This is a genomic window from Pseudomonas sp. DrBHI1 (genome assembly GCF_002205115.1).
Classification (GTDB): Bacteria; Pseudomonadota; Gammaproteobacteria; order Pseudomonadales; family Pseudomonadaceae; genus Aquipseudomonas; species Aquipseudomonas mosselii.
In genome coordinates, this window is the sequence record NZ_NIBE01000059.1 from 122938 (window position 1) to 143046 (window position 20109).

Below are 20109 nucleotides of genomic sequence, written 5' to 3' on the forward strand. Positions count from 1 at the left end.
CCGTACCCGTCGCGCCCGATTGACCCTGACCAGAACGCCCGATGCCTTTCACCTGGGCACCGCGGTCAGCGTCACCCTGACCTCGGCGGTGAGCCCGCGCAGCGAGCTGCCGTTGACCGCGCTGCTCGAGCGGGACGGCAAGACCCAGGTGTGGGTGGTCGATCCGCAGCAGAAAACCGTGGCTACCCGCGATGTCGCGTTGATCGAACGTACCGCCGACAGCATCGTCCTTGCCTCCGGGGTGCAGCCCGGCGAGCGCGTGGTGACCGCTGGCGTGAACAGCCTCAAGCCCGGCCAGAAGGTCACCTTCGACGAGGACGCGCAATGAAAGGAAGCTTCAACCTCTCGGAATGGGCGCTGAAGCACCAGTCCTTCGTCTGGTACCTGATGTTCGTTGGCCTGCTGATGGGGATCTTCTCCTACTTCAATCTCGGCCGTGAGGAAGATCCATCCTTCACCATCAAGACCATGGTCATCCAGACCCGCTGGCCCGGCGCCACCCAGGACGAGACCCTCTACCAGGTCACCGACCGCATCGAGAAGAAGCTCGAGGAACTGGACTCCCTCGACTACGTGAAAAGCTACACCCGTCCAGGGGAATCCACCGTCTACGTCTACCTGCGTGACACCACCAAGGCCAAGGACATTCCCCAGATCTGGTACCAGGTGCGCAAGAAGATCCAGGACATCCGCGGGCAGTTCCCCGCAGGCATCCAGGGCCCGGGCTTCAATGACGAGTTCGGCGACGTGTTCGGCTCGATCTACGCGTTTACCGCCGACGGCCTCACGCTGCGGCAACTGCGCGATTATGTGGAAGTGGCGCGGGCCGAAGTGCGCGAGGTGCCCAACATCGGCAAGGTCGAGCTGATCGGGACCCAGGACGAAGTGCTCTACCTGAACTTCTCCACCCGCAAGCTGGCCGCGCTTGGCATCGACCAGCGCCAGGCCATGCAGGCCCTGCAGCAGCAGAACGCGGTGACCCCGGCCGGGGTGATCGAGGCCGGGCCCGAGCGCATCTCGGTGCGCACCACCGGGCAGTTTGCCTCGGAGAAGGACCTGGAAACGGTGAACCTGCGTATCAACGATCGCTTCTTCCGCCTGGCCGACATCGCCGATATCGAGCGCGGCTATGTCGACCCGCCGTCGCCGATGTTCCGTTTCAATGGCCAGACGGCCATTGGCCTGGCGATCGGCATGAAGGCCGGCGCGAACATCGAGGTGTTCGGCGCCGCCCTGAAAGCGCGGATGGACAGCATCGTCCGCGACCTGCCGGTGGGGGTTGGCGTGCACAACGTGTCTGACCAGGCAGTGGTGGTCAAGCAGGCGGTCGGCGGCTTCACCAGCGCGCTGTTCGAAGCCGTGGTGATCGTGCTGGCGGTGAGCTTCGTCAGCCTGGGCATTCGCGCGGGGCTGGTGGTGGCCTGCTCGATTCCGCTGGTGCTGGCGATGGTGTTCGTGTTCATGGAGTACAGCGACATCACCATGCAGCGGATCTCGCTCGGTGCGCTGATTATCGCCCTGGGGTTGTTGGTGGACGACGCGATGATCACTGTCGAGGTGATGGTCACGCGCCTGGAGATGGGCGAGACCAAGGAGCAGGCGGCCACCTTCGCCTATACCTCCACGGCGTTCCCCATGCTCACCGGCACCCTGGTGACGGTGGCTGGCTTCGTGCCTATCGGCCTCAACGCCAGTTCCGCGGGCGAGTACACCTACACCCTGTTCGCGGTGATTGCCGTGGCCTTGCTGGTGTCCTGGGTGGTGGCGGTATTTTTTGCGCCGGTACTGGGCGTGCACATTCTCAGCAGCAGCAAGCTCAAGCCCCATGAGGCCGAGCCCGGGCGTGTCGGCCGGGCATTCGAAGGCGGGCTGCTGTGGTGCATGCGCCACCGCTGGCTGACCATCATCGGCACGGTGCTGCTGTTCGCCCTGTCGATCTTCAGCATGCGTTTCGTGCAGAACCAGTTCTTCCCGTCGTCGGACCGGCCGGAGATCCTGGTCGACCTGAACCTGCCGCAGAATGCCTCGATCGAGGAAACGCGCAAAGTCGTCGACCGCCTGGAGGCGCGGATCAAGGACGACCCGGACCTGGTGCACTGGAGCACCTACATCGGCCAGGGCGCGATCCGTTTCTACCTGCCCCTCGACCAGCAGTTGCAGAACCCGTACTACGCCCAGCTGGTGATCGTCAGCAAGGGTTTCGAGGAGCGCGAGGGCATGATGCAGCGCCTGCAGAAGCTGCTGCGTGAGGAGTTCGTCGGCATCGGTACCAACGTTCAGTCGCTGGAGATGGGGCCCCCGGTGGGCCGGCCGATCCAGTACCGGGTCAGCGGCAAGGATATCGACCAGGTGCGCAAGCACGCCATCGAACTGGCGACCCTGCTCGACAGCAACGAACACATCGGCGAGATGATCTACGACTGGAACGAGCCCGGTAAGGTGCTGCGCATCGAGATCGCTCAGGACAAGGCGCGCCAGCTGGGCCTGTCGTCCGAGGATGTGGCCAATGTGATGAACAGCATCGTCAGCGGCGTGCCGGTCACCCAGATCAACGACAACATCTACCTGGTCAATGTGGTGGCCCGCGCCGAAGACAGCGAACGCGGCTCGCCGGATACCTTGCAGAACCTGCAGATCGTCACGCCCAGCGGCGCCTCGATTCCTCTGTTGGCCTTCGCCACGGTGCGCTATGAGCAGGAGCAACCGCTGGTATGGCGTCGCGACCGCAAGCCGACCATCACCATCAAGGCCTCGGTGGTCGGTGATATCCAGCCCACCGACCTGGTAGCCGAACTCAAGCCCAGTATCGAAGGTTTTGCCAGCCAGCTGCCGGTGGGTTATGAGGTGGCCACCGGCGGTACGGTGGAGGAGAGCAGCAAGGCCCAGGGACCGATCGCCGACGTCATCCCGTTGATGCTGTTCCTGATGGCGACCTTCCTGATGATCCAGCTGCACAGCGTGCAGAAGCTGTTCCTGGTGGTCAGCGTCGCGCCCCTGGGGCTGATCGGCGTGGTGCTGGCGCTGGTGCCCACGGGTACGCCGATGGGCTTCGTGGCGATCCTCGGGATCCTCGCGCTGGCAGGGATCATCATTCGCAACTCGGTGATCCTGGTGACCCAGATCGACGAATTCGAAGAGCAGGGCTATACGCCGTGGGATGCGGTGGTGGAGGCGACCAACCACCGTCGCCGGCCGATCCTGCTGACGGCGGCGGCGGCGAGCCTGGGCATGATCCCGATCGCCCGGGAAGTGTTCTGGGGGCCGATGGCCTACGCCATGATCGGCGGCATCATCAGTGCAACGCTGCTGACGCTGCTGTTCCTGCCGGCGCTGTATGTGGCCTGGTACAAGATTCGCGAGCCCGAGGACAAAACCCCGCGACCGCATTGACCCCTGTAGGAGCGGCCTTGTGTCGCGATGGGCCGCATGGCGGCCCCAGGATCTGGGCATCTTGCAGAATTGTCGGGGCTGCTGCGCAGCCCATCGCGACACAAGGCCGCTCCTACAGGTCATCCTTTTAAAGTTGGTTATATAAACATTCTTAAACAGTATTTTTAAGAATATCCGCGCCTCACTAGTATTGCCCTCAAGCCAGGCGCAATCCCCTTCAAAACCTCTGCCCGGCACCCTTACTCACAGGAGAACGAGCATGAGTGCATCCCTGCGCAGCATCGACGGTCAGGACGAAGCCACCATTCTGCGTGAAATCCAGAGCGCGCTGCGCGACCTGCGCTTCGGCGCGGTGGAGATCACCGTGCACAACGCCCAGGTGGTGCAGATCGAACGCAAGGAGAAGTTCCGCCTGCAGCAGCCCGGCAACAAGTCCGGCTGACACCGCATCACTTCAAAAACTAGAAAAATGCCAATCGGGAGCTTCACCATGTCCATCCGCCGTTATGCGCTTGCCGCCCTGGCCAGTGCCGTTTTTGCCGGTTCCGCGATCGCCAAGGACTACGAACTGCTGAACGTGTCCTATGACCCGACCCGCGAGCTGTACCAGCAGTACAACGCCGAGTTCATCAAGCACTGGCAAGCCGCCCACCCGGGCGACAAGGTGAAGATCCAGCAGTCCCACGGTGGTTCGGGCAAGCAAGGGCGTGCGGTGATCGACGGCTTGCGCGCCGACGTGGTAACCCTGGCCCTGGCCGGTGACATCGACGAGATCGCCAAGCTCGGCAAGACCCTGCCGGAGGACTGGCAGAAGCGCCTGCCGGACGCCAGCACGCCGTACACCTCGACCATCGTGTTCCTGGTGCGCAAGGGCAACCCGAAAGGCATCAAGGACTGGGGCGACCTGATCAAGAAGGATGTCTCGGTCATCACCCCCAACCCGAAAACCTCCGGCGGCGCCCGCTGGAATTTCCTCGCCGCCTGGGCCTACGGCCTGAAGACCGGCGGCAGCGAAGACAAGGCCAAGGCTTACGTGCAGGAGCTGTTCAAGCACGTGCCGGTGCTCGATACCGGCGCCCGTGGCTCGACCATCACCTTCGTCAACAACGGCCAGGGCGATGTGCTGCTGGCCTGGGAAAACGAGGCCTTCCTGGCGTTGAAGGAAGACGGCGGCGCCGACAAGTTCGAGATCGTCGTGCCTTCGCTGTCGATCCTGGCCGAGCCACCGGTGGCGGTGGTCGACAAGAACGCCGAGAAGAAGGGCAACGAGAAGATCGCCGAGGAGTACCTCAAGCACCTGTACAGCCCGGCTGGCCAGAAGATCGCCGCAGAGAACTTCTACCGTCCGCGTGACGCGAAGGTCGCCGCCGAATTCGGCCAGCAGTTCCCGAAACTGGACCTGGTGACCATCGACAAGGACTTCGGTGGCTGGAAGACTGCGCAGCCGAAGTTCTTCAATGATGGTGGGGTGTTCGACCAGATCTATCAGGCACAGTAAGCGGTATGGAGAAGCGGGGCCGCTGTGCGGCCCTTTCGCGACACAAGGCCGCTCCTACAAGAATCCGCGATCCCCTGTAGGAGCGGCCTTGTGTCGCGAAAGGGCTGCGCAGCAGCCCCAGGATTCAGAAGCCTGCACCGGCCCGGGAGCGCTCCCGGGCTTCGTGCGTTCAACCAGGGACCTTTATGTCACGTCGCATTTCCCCCGTCATACCCGGCTTCGGGCTGACGCTGGGCTACACCTTGGTGTACCTCAGTCTGATCGTGCTGATACCGCTGGCCGCCATGTTCGTGCATGCCGCGCAGCTCACTTGGGAGCAGTTCTGGAACATCATCAGCGCACCACGGGTGCTGGCCGCGCTGAAGCTGAGTTTCGGCACCGCCCTGTTCGCCGCCATCATCAACGGCGTGATCGGCACCCTGCTGGCCTGGGTGCTGGTGCGCTACACCTTCCCCGGGCGCAAGGTCATCGACGCGATGATCGACCTGCCGTTCGCCCTGCCCACCGCCGTTGCCGGTATCGCCCTGACCGCCCTGTACGCCCCGGCGGGCTGGGTCGGCCAGTTCGCCACCGACCTCGGTTTCAAGATCGCCTACACGCCGCTTGGCATCACCCTGGCGCTGACCTTCGTCACCCTGCCGTTCGTGGTGCGCACGGTGCAGCCGGTGCTGGCCGACATTCCGCGTGAAGTGGAAGAAGCCGCCGCCTGCCTGGGCGCGAAACCGCTGCAGGTGTTCCGCCACGTGCTGGCGCCCGCCTTGCTGCCGGCCTGGCTGACCGGCTTCGCCCTGGCTTTCGCCCGGGGCGTGGGCGAGTACGGTTCGGTGATCTTCATCGCCGGCAACATGCCGATGAAGACCGAGATCCTGCCGCTGCTGATCATGGTCAAGCTCGACCAGTACGACTACACCGGCGCCACTGCCATCGGCGTGCTGATGCTGGTGGTTTCCTTCATCCTGCTGCTGCTGATCAACCTGCTGCAGCGGCGCATCGAAACCCCTTGAAGGAGGCCGGCAATGTCTAGTCAAACCCTCGGCGCAACCGCCGCCGCCAACGCCGCCCGGCGTGGCAGCGCCACTTCGCGCCGCGTGCTGATCACCCTGGCCTGGATCGTCTTCGCGCTGTTCCTGGCGCTGCCGCTGGTGATCGTGGTGTCGCAGGCGCTGAAGAACGGCTTCGGCACGTTCTTCGAAGCGATCTTCGAGCCCGACGCGCTGTCCGCCCTCAAGCTCACGCTGCTGGCGGTGGCCATCTCGGTACCACTGAACCTGGTGTTCGGGGTGTCCGCTGCCTGGTGCGTGAGCAAGTACACCTTCCGTGGCAAGAGCGTGCTGGTCACCTTGATCGACCTGCCGTTCTCGGTGTCGCCGGTGATCGCCGGCCTGGTCTACGTGCTGATGTTCGGCGCCCAAGGCCTGTTCGGGCCGTGGCTGCAGGACCACGATATCCAGATCGTCTTCGCCCTGCCGGGCATCGTCCTGGCGACCATCTTCGTCACCGTACCATTCGTGGCCCGCGAGCTGATCCCGCTGATGCAGGAGCAGGGCACCCAGGAAGAGGAGGCCGCGCGCCTGCTCGGTGCCAACGGCTGGCAGATGTTCTGGCATGTCACGCTGCCGAACATCAAGTGGGGCCTGATCTACGGCGTGGTGCTGTGCACCGCCCGGGCCATGGGCGAGTTCGGCGCAGTGTCGGTGGTGTCCGGCCATATCCGCGGCGTCACCAACACCTTGCCGCTGCACGTGGAGATCCTCTACAACGAGTACAACCATGTCGCGGCCTTCAGCGTGGCCAGCCTGCTGCTGATCCTGGCGCTCTTCATCCTGCTGCTCAAGCAGTGGAGCGAGAACCGTATTAACCGCCTGCGCCACAGCGCCGCGGAGGAATGATTCATGTCGATCGAAGTTCGTAACGTCAGCAAGCGCTTCAACAGCTTCCAGGCCCTGGACAACATCAACCTGGATATCCACAGCGGCGAGCTGGTGGCGCTGCTGGGCCCGTCCGGCTGCGGCAAGACCACCCTGCTGCGCATCATCGCCGGCCTCGAGACGCCGGATAACGGCAGCATCGTGTTCCATGGCGAGGACGTGTCCGGCCACGACGTGCGTGATCGCAACGTCGGTTTCGTGTTCCAGCACTACGCACTGTTCCGCCACATGAGCGTGTTCGACAACGTCGCCTTCGGCCTGCGCATGAAGCCCAAGGGCGAGCGCCCGAGCGAGAGCAAGATTGCCGAGAAGGTCCATGAGTTGCTGAACATGGTCCAGCTCGACTGGCTGTCCGACCGCTACCCCGAGCAGCTGTCCGGTGGTCAGCGCCAGCGTATCGCCCTGGCCCGCGCCTTGGCGGTGGAGCCCAAGGTGCTGCTGCTCGACGAGCCGTTCGGGGCGCTGGATGCCAAGGTGCGCAAGGAGCTGCGCCGTTGGCTGGCGCGCCTGCACGAGGACATCAACCTGACCTCGGTGTTCGTTACCCACGACCAGGAAGAAGCGATGGAAGTCGCCGACCGCATCGTGGTGATGAACAAGGGCGTGATCGAACAGATCGGCTCGCCCGGCGAGGTGTACGAGAAGCCGGCCAACGACTTCGTCTACCACTTCCTTGGCGACTCCAACCGTCTGGCATTGAGCGAGGGCCATCATGTGCTGTTCCGGCCGCACGAAGTGTCGCTGTCTCGGCATGAGACCGAGGGGCACCATGCCGCCGAGGTGCGCGATATCCGGCCGCTGGGTGCAACCACGCGAGTGACGCTGAAGGTGGAAGGGCAGAGCGAGCTGATCGAAGCCGAGGTGGTCAAGGATCACGACAGCCTGGCCGGGCTGGCGCGGGGGGAAACGTTGTTCTTCCGGCCGAAGGTGTGGCAGAAGGTGACGGATATCTGAGCTGGCGCTTGCGATGAAAAACCCGGGCATGGTCCCGGGTTTTTTATTGCCTGAGCGTGATCGAGGGCGAAGCCCTCGCAGCGAACCGATGCCTTGAACGAATATTTTGAATGCCGATAAAGCATCGTTCGCGAGCTGTTTTGCTGCAGGCCAAGAACGACGCGGGCTGTGGGCAATCCATCAAAATAAATATTCCATAAATATCTAACTTTACGTTTAAACATTACTTTATGAACTAAGCATCTGGCACTGATGATTCAGCCACACACCTGAATCAACACCCCAGGAGCCTCAAGCAATGGGTAATGTCCAGACCTCCGCCCGGGCCTACGACCAGCCTTGGCGCCCCGCGCCAGGGGAGCTCGTCGAGCTTGGCCGCACCCTGCGCTTGCCGCTCGCGCAACTGCGCCTGCAACGCACGCCGGTCAGCGGCTTGAAGCGTCGCGACAAGCTGGCGTTGGGCCTGCTGGTGCTGGTGCTGCATGGCGTGGTGGCGTACTGGGTCAGCCACCAGCCGACCCCCGAGCTGCCGGTCATCCCGCCGAAGATTCCGCCCATGACCATCGAGTTCGCCGCGCCAGCGCCACCGGTGGCCGAGCCGCCGCCGCCGGCCCCTGTGGTCCAGCCGCCGCCACCGCCACCGGTGGTCGACGAACTGGCCGCCAAGCCCGTGCCCAAGCCGGTCCCCAAACCCAAGCCGGTGCCCAAGCCCGTGGCCAAGCCGCAGCCCAAGCCAGTCGAGGCGCCACCGCCGACACCGGTCGCCGCGCCAGCACCCCCGGCGCCGGCCCCTGCTCCACCCGCGCCGGCTCCGGTGACCCCTGCCTCGGCCAACGCCGCGTACCTGAAGAACCCGGCGCCGGAGTATCCGCAGATGGCCCAGCGCCGTGGCTGGGAAGGCACGGTGCTGCTGCGCGTGGAGGTGCTGCCCAGTGGCAAGCCGGGGCAGATCCAGATCCAGAAGAGCAGTGGCCGCGACGCCCTGGACGCCGCCGCGCTGGCCGCGGTGAAGCGCTGGAGCTTCGTCCCGGCCAAGCAGGGCGACGTGACCCAGGTGGGCTGGGTCAGCGTACCGATCGATTTCAAGCTTCGTTAACTTGCGACCGCATACAGGAAGGACTTCATCATGAGCTTGTTGGCATCTCCCCTCGAATCCGTTGAAAGCGCGGTCATCTGGCTGCTGGTCGGCTTCTCCGTCGCCACCTGGGCGCTGGCCCTGGTCAAGGTCGTGCAGTTCGTGCGCCTGAAAAACCAGGACAAACGCTTCCACCAGCAGTTCTGGGCCGTGTCCAGCCTCGACTCCGCCGCCGAGCCCGCCCACGACCTGCCAGGTCCGGCCGCCCGTGTCGCCCAGGCGGGCTTTGCAGCGATCGCGGTTGGCGAGCCTGGCCAGGCCAGTGACCTCAGCCAGGCGATCAACCACCAGGATCGCCTGGAGCGCGCCCTGCGCCAGCAGATCGTCCGCGAGCGCCGTTCGCTGGAGACCGGCCTGGCCGTGGTCGCCAGTATCGGCAGCACCTCGCCGTTCATCGGCCTGTTCGGCACCGTGTGGGGCATCATGGAAGCCCTCAAGGGCATCAGCGCGGCGGGCTCGGCGAGCCTGGAAACCGTGGCCGGCCCGATCGGCGCGGCGCTGGTCGCCACCGGCGTGGGTATCGCCGTCGCGGTGCCGGCGGTGCTGGTCTACAACTACTTCCTCCGTCGCCTGAAGCTGACCGCGGCCGACCTCGACGACTTCGCCCACGACTTCTACAGCCTGGCGCAGAAGAGTGCCTTCCGCGTGCTGGTGCACCCCGCGGTGCAGCGCCAGCACACCGGCTTCACCCAACCTGTGAAGGAGGCCTCCTGACATGGCCTTCTCGACCCAGGACAGCGATGAAGTGTTGAGTGAAATCAACGTCACGCCGCTGGTGGACGTCATGCTGGTGCTGCTGGTGGTGTTCATCGTCACCGCGCCGTTGCTGACCAATGCCATCCCGATCAACCTGCCCAAGACCGAGGCCGTCGCCCCGGTGGAGCAGAAGGACCCGCTGGTGGTGAGCATCGACGGCAGCGGCAAGCTGTTCATCAACAAGGACGAGATCCAGCCGGACTTGCTGGAGACCAACCTAAAGGCTGCCAAGGACAAGGACGCCGAGCTGCGTGTGCAGTTGCAGGCCGACGATGGTGTGAACTACGGCGAGGTCGCCCGCGCGATGGCGGCGATCGAGCGTGCCGGGATCAGCAAGCTGGCGGTGATCACCGCGCGCTGACCGACGATACCCTCTTCAGGCAAGTGCTTCGGGGCCATTTTCCTTGGCAGGGGATGGCCCTTTTTTTATTGGAGACGCGGATTTGAAGCCTTTCGCGATCCCTGTAGGCGCAGGGCTTAACACTGTGCAAGACAGTTGCTTTAAAAGAATTTTGGTTATTAATAAATAGCTTCTTATTCCTTTACGAACATAGCCCCCTCCCTATACTTGCACCCAAGCACGCAAACTTCCGGAGGCGTCCCCATGCGCAATGAGTCGATTCGTTACCTGATTGTGCCGGGCTGGCAAGGATCGCCAGACAACCATTGGCAAAGTCACTGGCAGCGCAGCCTGCCCAACAGCGCCCGGGTCGAGCAGCACGACTGGCTGACCCCGCAGCGGCGCGATTGGGTGCAGGCCCTGGAGCAGGCGATTGCCGCCGAACGCTCGCCGGTGATTCTCATCGCCCACAGCCTGGGCTGCATCACGGTCGCCCATTGGGCAGCCCAGGCCAGCCCCGAGCTGCTGTGCCGAGTACGTGGCGCACTGCTGGTGGCGCCGGCGGATGTCGAGCGGCCGACCTGCGCGCCGGCCCTGCGCAATTTCGCGCCGATTCCACTGCAGGCCCTGCCGTTCCCCAGCCAGGTGGTCAGCTCCGACAACGACCCGGCGGTGAGTGTGCCGCGCGCGTTGTACCTGGCCCAGGCCTGGAGTGCCGAGGCTGGGCTGCTGGCTGATGCCGGGCACATCAACGTCAAGTCCGGCCATGAACGCTGGGAACAGGGCTTCGCCTACCTCTACCGCCTGCAGGCCCGTGTCGATCAGCGCGCGCTGCGCCGCGCCTGATCCGCCGGTTTTTTCGAACGAGTCGAATCCCCGGTCGCGTGCGACCGGGGCGGGAGTATTCCATGACGTTTCACACTGCTTTCGGTCAGCCGTTGCTGACCTTCCCCGAATTGGACAAGAGCCCGTTGAGCATTCGCGCCAAGGCGCTGGTGTTCGTCGATCCTCGCTCCCAGGCGTTGCGCCAGGCCCTGGAGCGGCTGGCGCCACAACCCTTGCCCGTGCTGATCCGTGGCGAGACCGGCACCGGCAAGGAATTGCTGGCCCGGCAGATCCACCGCGCCAGTGACCGCAGCGGGTTGTTCGTGTCGGTCAACTGCGCGGCCATCAGCCCGACCTACGCCGATGCCGAGCTGTTCGGCTACAGTGCCGCGACCCAGGGCGGCACCGCCAGCAGTCGAGCCGGCTGGTTCGGCTCGGCCAATGGCGGAACGCTGTACCTGGACGAGATTGCCGACCTGCCCCTGGCGATCCAGGGCAAGCTGCTGGCGGCCCTGGAGAACCGCGAGGTAACCCGGGTCGGCGCCACCCAGCCGCAGGCGGTCGATGTGCGGCTGGTGGCCGCTTCCAGCATCGACCTGGCCCAGGCCGTGCGCGCCGGGCGCTTCAACGAACGGCTTTACCATTACCTGCATGAGGGTGAACTCGAGCTGCCGGCATTGCGCGATCGGGTCGGCGACATCCTGCCGCTGGCCGAGTATTTCGTCGGTATCTACAGCGTGCGCCTGGATCGGCCGCTGCCCCTGATCAGCGAGGCGGCCCAGCAGGCGCTGGAGGCCCATGCCTGGCCGGGCAATACCCGTGAGCTGGAGAACATCATCCACTTTGCCCTGCTGGTCAGCGACGGCGAGGAAATCCTCCCGGCGCACCTCGACCTTCCGGATACCGCACCCTTGGCCAGTCTGGCCCGTCAGCTCGCGCAACTGGGTGCCAGTCGGGAGCCGCAAACCGTGGCCGAACTGCGCGGGTTGCTGAACACCGCCTTGGCGCAGTTGGGCGAAGCCGCGCCGTAGAGCAGTGCGTGGCCGCTCATAAGCAAAGGCGGTGATGGTGATTTGTTTTTGGAATAAGCAGCTAATCAAAAGATATTGTTACGGAATAAAAAATCTCGGTATTGTCCGTTTCACGCCCACCCAAACGGGTGGGCACCCGACTCGCCATCTGCGATGGCCCAGCTTTAGAACAAGGATCACCATGAAAAAGACCCTGCTGACCACCGCCCTGGCCGCCGCCCTTTCGTTTGCTGGCCTGGCCAATGCCGCCGAGAAACTGGTGGTCGCCGCCACGCCTGTGCCGCATGCCGAAATCCTCGAACTGATCAAGCCGACCCTGGCCAAAGAGGGCGTGGACCTGGAAATCAAGGTCTTCACCGACTACGTCCAGCCCAACGTGCAGGTCGACCAGAAGCGCCTGGACGCCAACTACTTCCAGACCCTGCCGTACCTGAAGAACTTCAACGAAGGCAAGGGCACCCACTTGGAAACCGTGATCGGCGTGCACGTCGAGCCGTTCGGTGGCTATTCGAAGAAGGTCAAGAGCCTGAGTGAGCTGAAGGACGGCGCCACCGTCGCCATTCCCAACGAAGGCAGCAACAGCGGCCGCGCCCTGCTGCTGCTGCAGAAAGCTGGCCTGATCACCCTGAAGGATCCGAAGAACGCCTTGGCCACCCCGAAAGACATCGCCGAGAACCCGAAGAAGCTGAAGTTCAAGGAGCTCGAGTCGGCCATGCTGCCGCGTGTGCTCGACCAGGTCGACCTGGACATGATCAACACCAACTACGCGCTGGAAGCCGGCCTGAATCCGGCCAAGGATGCGCTGGTGATCGAAGGCAGCGACTCGCCTTACGTTAACTTCCTGGTCGCCCGTCCGGACAACAAGGACAGCGAGGCCATCCAGAAGCTGGCCAAGGCGCTGACCAGCCCGGAAGTAAAGGCGTTCATCGAGAAGAAATACAGCGGTGCCGTACTGCCGGCGTTCTGATACGCGACCTGGTACGAAAAACGCCGACGCATTTTGCGTCGGCGTTTTTGTTTGGGCTGGCTTGGAGAGGGGCTAGCTCGCCGTGGCGTTTCAGCGCTGACTGGCCAGCGCCCGGCGCAGGGCCAGGAGCCACAGCAATTGTTCATTCGAAGCAGGCAAGCAGGGGCTGTTCATCGTTGTCTTCCTTGTTGAATGTGATGGGCCGTGCAAGTCACAGTTTGAAACCCCTTGGAGGGGAAAATGCTCGGAAAGATCCGTGTGGGATGAAGGAAATTTCTGAGCGCCATGGGGCGGTGATATAGATATGCAATAAAGGTATTTATAAAAATATTTTTATACCTTTAGAGTCTAGGGATCGTGCTTACCGGCACAGCGCCACCATTCGTGAAACGACGCCGAGCCACCCTCGTGCCGACCCTGGACCTGCCCCATGCCGTACCTTCGTGACCCCGTGTCGAGGCCCTTTCCATGAGCTTCGACACCGCTTTCATGCTTAGCACACTGCCGGCCTTCTTCAAGGCCGTTGGCGTGACCCTGCAAGTCGGGGCGATCGCCATCGTCACCTCGATGCTGGTGGCGCTGCTCAACGCGACGCTCCTGGTGTTGCGCACGCCGTACCTGTGGCGCCTGGTCAAGGGCTACGTGGAACTGGCCCGCAACACACCGCTGCTGATCCAGCTGTTCTTCGTCTACTTCGCCTTGCCGAGCCTGGGGCTGAAGGTGTTCGGCTTCGCCGCCGCGATCATCACCCTGACGTTCATGGGCGGCGCCTATCTCACCGAGGTGCTGCGCGCCGGGGTAGAAGCCGTGCCGCGGGCGCAACTGGAGTCCGGGCGCTCCATCGGGCTCTCCGAGGGCCAGCTGCTGCGCCATGTGATCCTGCCCCAGGCTGGCATCCTCAGCCTGCCGGCACTGTTCGCCAACTTCGTGTTCCTGCTCAAGGAGACCACCGTGGTGTCGGCGGTGGCGGTGCCGGAGATCCTCTACACCACCAAGAACTACATCGCCCTGTACTACAAGACCTACGAAATGCTCGCCGTGCTGACCCTGCTCTGCGTGCTGATCTTCCTGCCGCTGTCGCTGCTGCTGCGCTACCTGGAACGGAGGCTGCAACATGGCCAGTTCGGGCATTGAGCTGCTGCTGGTTTCGCTGCCGCAACTGGCCACGGGCGCCGGGCAGACCCTGGCGATCTCGGCCCTGGGCATTCTGTTCGCCACCCTCGGCGGTGTGCTCTACGGCGTGCTGGCGACCCTCGGCAAGCGCTGGCTGAACATCCTGCTGCAGGTGTACCTGGAACTGTTCAGGGCGATTCCAGTGCTGGTCTGGCTGTACCTGGTGTTCTTCGGCTTGCCGATCTTCTTCGGCCTGAGCATTCCCAGTTTCTGGTGCGCGGTGCTGGTGCTGGGCCTGTGGGGCGCCAGCGAGGTCGGCGAGGTGGTGCGCGGCGCCTTGCAGTCGCTGCCACGCGGGCAGCGCGAGGCGGGGTTGTCGATCGGCCTGAGCGGCTGGCATCTGTATGGCTACGTGCTGCTGCCCCAGGCGCTCAAGCGCATGACCCCGCCGATCATCAACCTCTACACGCGGATCATCAAGACCAGCTCGCTGGCGGTGCTGATCGGCGTGGTCGAAGTGATCAAGGCGGGGCAGCAGATCATCGAACGCACCTACGAGTCGGTGCTGATCTACGGCGCGCTGTTCCTGTTCTTCTTTCTTGTCTGCTACCCGCTGTCGGCCGCCTCCCGCGTGCTGGAGCGGCGCTGGGCCCATGCATGAATCCATTGATCGAATTCCAAGGCTTCAACAAGTTTTTCGGCGAGCACCAGGTGCTCGCGGACATCGACCTCAAGGTCCCGGCCGGCGAGGTGGTGGTGATCCTTGGCCCCAGCGGCTGCGGCAAGAGCACCCTGCTGCGTTGCCTCAACGGGCTGGAGGAGGCCCAGGGCGGCAGCCTGCGGCTAGACGGCCAAGAGCTGCTCGGCCCCGACACCGACTGGCGCCAGGTACGCCAGCGGGTCGGCATGGTGTTCCAGAGCTACCACCTGTTCGGTCACATGAGCGTGCTCGACAACCTGCTGCTGGGCCCGCTGAAGGTGCAGAAGCGCGAACGCCGCGAGGCCCAGGCCCAGGCCGAGGCGCTGCTGGCCCGGGTCGGGCTGCTGGACAAGCGCGACGCCTTCCCCCGCCAGCTCTCCGGTGGCCAGCAGCAACGCATCGCCATCGTCCGTTCGCTGTGCATGAACCCCCAGGTGATGCTGTTCGACGAGGTCACCGCCGCCCTCGACCCGGAGATGGTCAAGGAGGTGCTGCAGGTGATCCAGGGCCTGGCCCGCGAAGGCATGACCCTGCTCATCGTCACCCACGAAATGGCCTTCGCTCGCGCGGTGGCCGACCGCATCGTGTTCATGGAGGCCGGCAGGATCCTTGAACAGAACCACCCCGAGCGCTTCTTCACCCAACCGCAGACCGCACGCGCGCAGCAGTTCCTGGAGAAATTCTCGTTCGTCGAAAGCCTGCCCAAGACACTGCACAAGGAACTGTCATGAAGACTGCCCCGTTCGCCAAACTGCTCGCTCCACTGCTTGGCCTGGCCCTGCTGGCCGGCTGCAACAAGTCCGAAGACCCGGCCAAGCCTGCTGCTGCCTCGCCGGCCTCCAGCTACCTGGAAACCATCAAGGCCCGCGACAAGCTGATCGTCGGTGTGTTCACCGACAAGCCACCGTTCGGCTTCGTCGATGAAAGCGGCCGCTACGTGGGCTTCGACACCGACATCGGCCGTCGCTTCGCCAAGGACCTGCTGGGCGATGAAAGCAAGGTCAAGTTCGTCGCCGTCGAGCCTGCCAGCCGCATTCCGTTCCTGCAGAGCGACAAGGTCGACCTGATCCTCGCCAACATGACCGTCACCCCCGAGCGCAAGGAAGCGGTGGACTTCACCAACCCCAACCTGCGCGTGGCGGTGCAGGCCATCGTCGCCGATGGCAGCCCGGTGCAGAAACTCGACGACCTGGCCGACAAGACCATCATCGTCACCACCGGCACCACCGCCGATATCTGGCTGACCAAGAATCACCCGGACTGGAAGCTGCTGAAGTTCGAGAAGAACACCGAGTCGCTGGCTGCCCTGGCCAATGGCCGTGGCGATGCCTATGCCCAGGACAACCTGATCCTGTTCAGCTGGGCCAAGCAGAACCCGGGCTATCGCGTGCTGCCGCAGCTGCTGGGCGACGAGGCGCCGATTGCGCCGGCGGTGAAGAAGGGCAACACCGAGTTGCGCGACTGGGTGAACAGCGAGCTGGCCAAGCTGGGCGAGGAGAAGTTCCTGCTCAAGCTGTACGACCAGTACGTGCGCAAGGAACTGAGCGACGACACCAAGCCTGAGAGCGTGATCGTCGAGGGCGGAAAGTGGCAGGGTTGATTACCTGAACGGGGCCGCACAGCGGCCCTCTCCGGTCTCAGCGATTTCGCGGCAACCAGTTCAACAGGAAATCATTCACCACCTGCGGATTCTCCAGGCTGGAGATATGCCCGGCGAATGGAACCTGTGCCGCCAAGCATCCAATCAGCTGCGCCATCTCCGCTGACTCTGTCGGTGGCCTTGGAATGTCCTGGTCGCCACAGAGCACGATGGTTCGCTCTCCTGGCAGCTCACCCAGTCGCGCCAGCAGGTCTGGCCGGCCGAAGATCACCCGGCCCATCGGATCGAGGCTGTCCCGGATGGTTTCGGCGCTGCTTGCCTTGAGGTCCGCACGGAAGCATTCGCGCACCTCGGGCACCGTCTGGCCACCGGCATGGAAGAAGATCGGCACCACAACGTCCAGCAACGGGTCTATGAAGGCTCCCGCTTTGCTTGCCGCATCCAGCAAACCGAAATACTTCAGCCGCGTCGGCTCGGGCTCGGCGCCCAGGTAGGTGTCCATCAGCACCAGGCGGTCGACGCGTTCAGGGTGGTCAACGGCCAGCTGCGCGCCCCACATGCCGCCAACCGACAGCCCGACCAGGTGGCACTTCTGGATATCCAGGGCATCGAGCAATGCCAGGTGCTGTCGAGCCAGGGCAGCCATGTCGACGGTACTGGCGGGCGGAGCGGCGGAATCGCCGTGCCCCCACAGCTCAGGCACGATGACCCGGAAGTGCCGTGACAGGGCGTCGATCTGCGGTTGCCACATGGCGGACGACCACAGGTAGCTGTGTCCCAGCAGCACTGGGAAGCCCTGGCCCTGGTCGACATAGCTCATGCGTGCTCCGTCTATCTCGATGAAGCGTTTGTGCATTGCGTGACCTCATGGATTGCGAGAGGGCCGCTGTGTGGCCCCGGTTTCTATCTGGGCACCAGCCGCAACGTGCTCTGCGCCGGAATCACCCCCATCCGCGCCTTGTGATAGCGCCCCTCGATATAGTCCTCGGCCTGATCGCCGTAATGCCGGTCGAACGGCACGCCACTCTGCCCGACGGGGTTGATGGTCAGCGCGGCGCCTGCGTCGGCGAAGTCGATCAACCGGCGGGTTGAAGGACCATAGGTCACCGGCCAGGGCGCCGGGCCGATCTTCGCCGACAGGTTGTTCGGCACCTCGTGGGTGCCGGGCGCGGCGAACGGGCCGACATTGAACAGCAGGTTGAGCGGCTTCTTCACCCCCAGTGGATGGTTGTGGGTGAGGGTGTGGGCCTTGCCCCATTGCCAACTGGCCGGATCCTTGCCGAATGTCTCGCGCAGGTGCTTGAGGCTGCGTTGCCAGGCCTGGCGCACGATGGCGTCACGGTCGGTGCGTTCACTGGCGCCGCGCTGGCTCCACCAGGGCGATTTCGGGTCCGCGGCCAGGCGGGGCAGAGCGGCGTCGATGGCGCGGGTGCTGATCAGCACCGGGAACCAGGTGTCGCCCAGCTCGTCGTGCAGGGCGGCGAACGCCAGTTCGTAGAGGAACTGGTTGAACAGCGTGGCACTGATGGAGTCCAGCGGATAGTCGCCGCGCCAGGCGGCCAGTTGCTCGACCAACTCCTTCTCCTCGTCGCCCTGGGCGATATTGCGCAAGGTGCCGAGCAGCGGCGCCAGGGTGCGCGGGCCGTAGTCGGTGCTGGTGTCCAGTTGCAGGGCCTGGCTGTTCTGGGTGTCCCACTTGATGTCCGGGTCGCTCAACTGGCGATCGAGCTGACGACCGCGATCGGCCAGGTTGTAGTAGCCGGGCACGGGGATTGCGCCGGGCGGCTGGTAGTTGGCCGAGACGATGTAGCCGCTCGCCGGGTTCTCCTGCTGCGGATTGGCGCTGAACGGGTAGAAGCCCGGCTTGGCAGCCTGCCCGCTGGCACCATCGAGAATGAACGCCGGGTTGACGCCGTCCGGGCGGATCGGCAGGCGCGCCGCCGCCCACCAGCCGATATCGCCCTGGGCATTGGCCCATACCAGGTTCAGCCCCGGCGCCTGAACCTTGGCGGCCGCCTCGCGCATCTTGCCCAGGGTGTCGGCGCGGTTGATCTGGTAGAAGCCCTCGAGTATCGGGTTCTCTGTTTCCAGGAACGCCCACCACATGGCGATGGGCGTCGGGCCTGCGGTATCGCCGAGCACGCTGTTGACGATCGGGCCATGGGGCGAGCGGCGCAGGGTGATGCTGGCAGGTTCCGCGCCCTTGACCGCGATCTTCTGTTCGATCTTTTCCAGTGGCTGCCAGCGGCCATCGACCATCACCTGCTCGGGGTCCTGTGGGTTGGTCCGCTCCGCGATCAGGTCAACGTCGTCGTTCTGGAACATGGTCAGGCTCCAGCCGAAGTCGCGGTTGTGGCCGAGCAGGGCGAACGGGTTGAGCGCCTGGAAGTAGCCATACAGGTTGAACCCCGGCGCCGACAGCTCCGCCTCGTACCAGATTGCCGGCACGGCGAAGCTGATGTGCGGGTCGCCCGCCAGCAGCGGCCGGCCACTGCGGGTGCGGCTGCCAGCCACGGCCCAGGCGTTGCTGCCTTCGAACTGCGGGATGCCGGCATCGCCCAGGGCATCGTGACTCAGCCGCGCCAGCTGCTCCAGGCTGCGCCAGTCGGCGGCGGCCAGAGGGGTGGCCACGGCGCCGTCGGGCTGCCAGTCGAGGTCGAAAATCTTCAGGTATTCGGGGCCGAGCTGGTCGCGGATGTAGGTCAGCGCGGGGTCGGTACGGAATGCCGCGGCGAAGCTGTAGGCGAGGTAACCGGCGATGCTCAGGGTGTCCTCGGCGGTGAAGGGGCGTGGCGGGATGCCGAGCAGGTCGAACTCCATCGGCTTGGGATGGCTGGCCTGCCACTGGTTGATACCGTCCAGGTACGCCTGCAGCGCCTGCCAGGCCGGCGACTGGCGGTCCTGGCGCTGCGCCATCAAGGCCGCCTGGTCGCGGATGCGCAGGCTGCGGAACAGGGTGTCGGTGGGCAGCAGCTTGTCGCCCAGCACCTCGGCCAGCTCGCCGCGGGCCAGGCGGCGCATGATCTCCATCTGGAACAGACGGTCCTGGGCGTGCACGTAGCCCAGGGCGCGGTACAGGTCCTGCTCGTTCTGCGCCTGCAGGTGCGGCACGCCGCGGGCATCGAAACGCACGCTGACCGGCGCCTGCAATCCGCCGACGGCTACCTCGCCGTCACGTTGCGGCTGCTTGCCGCGCACGTACCAGTAACCGGTGCCTGCGGCGGCCACTGCGATCACCACCGCCAGCAAGGTCAGGCTGCGCTTCATCGAGACTCCTTGTGCACTCGAACGAGAAAATATGGTCCGATCATCGGCGGATTCGCGAACTGAGCATAGTCCCCTGGAAGGAGTTTCCATGTCCCTCAGCGAAAAACAGAAAATGCTGGCAGGCCAGCTCTACCATGCCGGCTGTCCCGAGCTACAAGCCGAACAGGCGGCCAACCGCCACTGGACGCACCGCTACAACAACAGTGTCGATCAGCCCAACGAGGCGCGTCATGGCCTGTTGGAGGAGCATTTCGGCAGTGTGGGCAGCGGCGTGGTGATCCGCCCGCCATTCCATTGCGACTACGGCTACAACATCAGTGTGGGCACCAACACCTTCATGAACTTCAACTGCGTGATTCTCGACGTGCTTCCTGTGCGGATCGGTGCCGATTGCCAGATCGCCCCGGCGGTACAGATCTACACCGCCGACCACCCGCTGGACCCGGCGCTGCGCCGCAGTGGCCTGGAAAGCGGGCGCCCGGTGATCATTGGCGACAATGTCTGGATCGGCGGCGGGGCGATCATCCTGCCGGGGGTGACCATTGGTGATAACGCCGTGGTCGGCGCCGGCAGCGTGGTGACCCGGGATGTGCCGGCGGGGGCGG

Annotated in this window: 19 protein-coding genes and 1 pseudogene; 18 read left to right on the forward strand and 2 right to left on the reverse strand. The window is 64.4% G+C overall.

What is annotated here, in order from left to right; genetic code table 11:
• From CC207_RS27595 to CC207_RS12680, 17 genes and pseudogenes are all read left to right on the forward strand, one after another.
• A pseudogene (locus CC207_RS27595) lies at positions 1 to 328 on the forward strand (efflux transporter periplasmic adaptor subunit); the annotation flags it as partial.
• A complete protein-coding gene (locus CC207_RS12600) occupies positions 325 to 3390 on the forward strand; it encodes an efflux RND transporter permease subunit (RefSeq protein WP_088852196.1) in 3066 nt (1021 codons plus the stop codon). The pseudogene CC207_RS27595 and the gene CC207_RS12600, both read left to right, overlap by 4 nt.
• A 259-nt stretch (positions 3391 to 3649) precedes the next feature.
• Positions 3650 to 3832, forward strand: coding sequence for a sulfur starvation response protein OscA (oscA, locus tag CC207_RS12605; RefSeq protein WP_016489716.1), 183 nt, complete (start codon positions 3650 to 3652; stop codon positions 3830 to 3832).
• Positions 3833 to 3880: 48 nt separating this feature from the next.
• A complete protein-coding gene (locus CC207_RS12610) occupies positions 3881 to 4888 on the forward strand; it encodes a sulfate ABC transporter substrate-binding protein (RefSeq protein ID WP_062359850.1) in 1008 nt (335 codons plus the stop codon).
• A 185-nt stretch (positions 4889 to 5073) separates the two neighbouring features.
• Positions 5074 to 5892 carry a sulfate ABC transporter permease subunit CysT gene (cysT, locus tag CC207_RS12620; protein ID WP_028688531.1) on the forward strand — a complete coding sequence of 273 codons (819 nt, stop codon included), beginning with the start codon at positions 5074 to 5076 and terminating at the stop codon, positions 5890 to 5892.
• A gap of 12 nt (positions 5893 to 5904) precedes the next feature.
• Positions 5905 to 6777 carry a sulfate ABC transporter permease subunit CysW gene (gene cysW, locus CC207_RS12625; RefSeq protein ID WP_062359848.1) on the forward strand — a complete coding sequence of 291 codons (873 nt, stop codon included), beginning with the start codon at positions 5905 to 5907 and terminating at the stop codon, positions 6775 to 6777.
• 3 nt (positions 6778 to 6780) lie between these two features.
• On the forward strand, positions 6781 to 7770 hold the full coding sequence (locus CC207_RS12630; protein WP_062359846.1) for a sulfate/molybdate ABC transporter ATP-binding protein: 990 nt from the start codon (positions 6781 to 6783) through the stop codon (positions 7768 to 7770).
• A gap of 298 nt (positions 7771 to 8068) precedes the next feature.
• Positions 8069 to 8866, forward strand: a complete 798-nt coding sequence (locus CC207_RS12635; RefSeq protein WP_088852197.1) for an energy transducer TonB — start codon at positions 8069 to 8071, stop codon at positions 8864 to 8866.
• A 30-nt stretch (positions 8867 to 8896) separates the two neighbouring features.
• On the forward strand, positions 8897 to 9619 hold the full coding sequence (locus CC207_RS12640) for a MotA/TolQ/ExbB proton channel family protein (RefSeq protein ID WP_088852198.1): 723 nt from the start codon (positions 8897 to 8899) through the stop codon (positions 9617 to 9619).
• A gap of 1 nt (position 9620) precedes the next feature.
• Positions 9621 to 10022: a biopolymer transporter ExbD gene (locus CC207_RS12645; protein WP_028688526.1), complete on the forward strand. Its 402-nt coding sequence runs from the start codon at positions 9621 to 9623 to the stop codon at positions 10020 to 10022.
• Between the two features lie 243 nt (positions 10023 to 10265).
• Positions 10266 to 10847: an alpha/beta hydrolase gene (locus CC207_RS12650; RefSeq protein ID WP_028688525.1), complete on the forward strand. Its 582-nt coding sequence runs from the start codon at positions 10266 to 10268 to the stop codon at positions 10845 to 10847.
• A gap of 62 nt (positions 10848 to 10909) precedes the next feature.
• Positions 10910 to 11857 (forward strand): sigma 54-interacting transcriptional regulator, encoded by a 948-nt coding sequence (locus CC207_RS12655; protein ID WP_062359839.1) that lies wholly within the window; start codon positions 10910 to 10912, stop codon positions 11855 to 11857.
• Between the two features lie 181 nt (positions 11858 to 12038).
• Complete coding sequence (locus CC207_RS12660; protein WP_028688523.1) at positions 12039 to 12824, forward strand: MetQ/NlpA family ABC transporter substrate-binding protein; 786 nt, start codon at positions 12039 to 12041, stop codon at positions 12822 to 12824.
• 468 nt (positions 12825 to 13292) lie between these two features.
• Positions 13293 to 13958, forward strand: a complete 666-nt coding sequence (locus tag CC207_RS12665; protein ID WP_088852199.1) for an amino acid ABC transporter permease — start codon at positions 13293 to 13295, stop codon at positions 13956 to 13958.
• The gene (locus CC207_RS12670) at positions 13939 to 14598 is read left to right on the forward strand and encodes an amino acid ABC transporter permease (protein ID WP_088852200.1); all 660 of its coding nucleotides are present in this window, start codon (positions 13939 to 13941) and stop codon (positions 14596 to 14598) included. Before CC207_RS12665 ends, CC207_RS12670 begins: the two co-directional genes overlap by 20 nt.
• Positions 14595 to 15368 (forward strand): amino acid ABC transporter ATP-binding protein, encoded by a 774-nt coding sequence (locus CC207_RS12675; protein WP_028688520.1) that lies wholly within the window; start codon positions 14595 to 14597, stop codon positions 15366 to 15368. Before CC207_RS12670 ends, CC207_RS12675 begins: the two co-directional genes overlap by 4 nt.
• Positions 15365 to 16237, forward strand: coding sequence for a transporter substrate-binding domain-containing protein (locus CC207_RS12680; RefSeq protein WP_088852201.1), 873 nt, complete (start codon positions 15365 to 15367; stop codon positions 16235 to 16237). Before CC207_RS12675 ends, CC207_RS12680 begins: the two co-directional genes overlap by 4 nt.
• Positions 16238 to 16274: 37 nt before the next feature.
• Here CC207_RS12680 and CC207_RS12685 read toward each other — a convergent pair whose 3' ends face one another.
• Positions 16275 to 17093: an alpha/beta fold hydrolase gene (locus CC207_RS12685; RefSeq protein WP_088852202.1), complete on the reverse strand. Its 819-nt coding sequence runs from the start codon at positions 17091 to 17093 to the stop codon at positions 16275 to 16277.
• A 47-nt stretch (positions 17094 to 17140) separates the two neighbouring features.
• Positions 17141 to 19504, reverse strand: coding sequence for a penicillin acylase family protein (locus CC207_RS12690; protein WP_088852203.1), 2364 nt, complete (start codon positions 19502 to 19504; stop codon positions 17141 to 17143).
• Between the two features lie 88 nt (positions 19505 to 19592).
• Here CC207_RS12690 and CC207_RS12695 point away from each other — a divergent pair.
• Positions 19593 to 20109: sugar O-acetyltransferase (locus CC207_RS12695; RefSeq protein ID WP_088852250.1), on the forward strand; the 517-nt coding region annotated here is incomplete at its 3' end.

Bases quoted from the DNA above. Each gene is read 5' to 3' on its own strand.
- CC207_RS12600 (WP_088852196.1), top strand. From the start codon at position 325: ATGAAAGGAAGCTTCAACCTCTCGGAATGGGCGCTGAAGCACCAGTCC.
- oscA (WP_016489716.1), top strand. From the start codon at position 3,650: ATGAGTGCATCCCTGCGCAGCATCGACGGTCAGGACGAAGCCACCATT.
- CC207_RS12610 (WP_062359850.1), top strand. From the start codon at position 3,881: ATGTCCATCCGCCGTTATGCGCTTGCCGCCCTGGCCAGTGCCGTTTTT.
- cysT (WP_028688531.1), top strand. From the start codon at position 5,074: ATGTCACGTCGCATTTCCCCCGTCATACCCGGCTTCGGGCTGACGCTG.
- cysW (WP_062359848.1), top strand. From the start codon at position 5,905: ATGTCTAGTCAAACCCTCGGCGCAACCGCCGCCGCCAACGCCGCCCGG.
- CC207_RS12630 (WP_062359846.1), top strand. From the start codon at position 6,781: ATGTCGATCGAAGTTCGTAACGTCAGCAAGCGCTTCAACAGCTTCCAG.
- CC207_RS12635 (WP_088852197.1), top strand. From the start codon at position 8,069: ATGGGTAATGTCCAGACCTCCGCCCGGGCCTACGACCAGCCTTGGCGC.
- CC207_RS12640 (WP_088852198.1), top strand. From the start codon at position 8,897: ATGAGCTTGTTGGCATCTCCCCTCGAATCCGTTGAAAGCGCGGTCATC.
- CC207_RS12645 (WP_028688526.1), top strand. From the start codon at position 9,621: ATGGCCTTCTCGACCCAGGACAGCGATGAAGTGTTGAGTGAAATCAAC.
- CC207_RS12650 (WP_028688525.1), top strand. From the start codon at position 10,266: ATGCGCAATGAGTCGATTCGTTACCTGATTGTGCCGGGCTGGCAAGGA.
- CC207_RS12655 (WP_062359839.1), top strand. From the start codon at position 10,910: ATGACGTTTCACACTGCTTTCGGTCAGCCGTTGCTGACCTTCCCCGAA.
- CC207_RS12660 (WP_028688523.1), top strand. From the start codon at position 12,039: ATGAAAAAGACCCTGCTGACCACCGCCCTGGCCGCCGCCCTTTCGTTT.
- CC207_RS12665 (WP_088852199.1), top strand. From the start codon at position 13,293: ATGAGCTTCGACACCGCTTTCATGCTTAGCACACTGCCGGCCTTCTTC.
- CC207_RS12670 (WP_088852200.1), top strand. From the start codon at position 13,939: ATGGCCAGTTCGGGCATTGAGCTGCTGCTGGTTTCGCTGCCGCAACTG.
- CC207_RS12675 (WP_028688520.1), top strand. From the start codon at position 14,595: ATGAATCCATTGATCGAATTCCAAGGCTTCAACAAGTTTTTCGGCGAG.
- CC207_RS12680 (WP_088852201.1), top strand. From the start codon at position 15,365: ATGAAGACTGCCCCGTTCGCCAAACTGCTCGCTCCACTGCTTGGCCTG.
- CC207_RS12685 (WP_088852202.1), bottom strand. From the start codon at position 17,093: ATGCACAAACGCTTCATCGAGATAGACGGAGCACGCATGAGCTATGTC.
- CC207_RS12690 (WP_088852203.1), bottom strand. From the start codon at position 19,504: ATGAAGCGCAGCCTGACCTTGCTGGCGGTGGTGATCGCAGTGGCCGCC.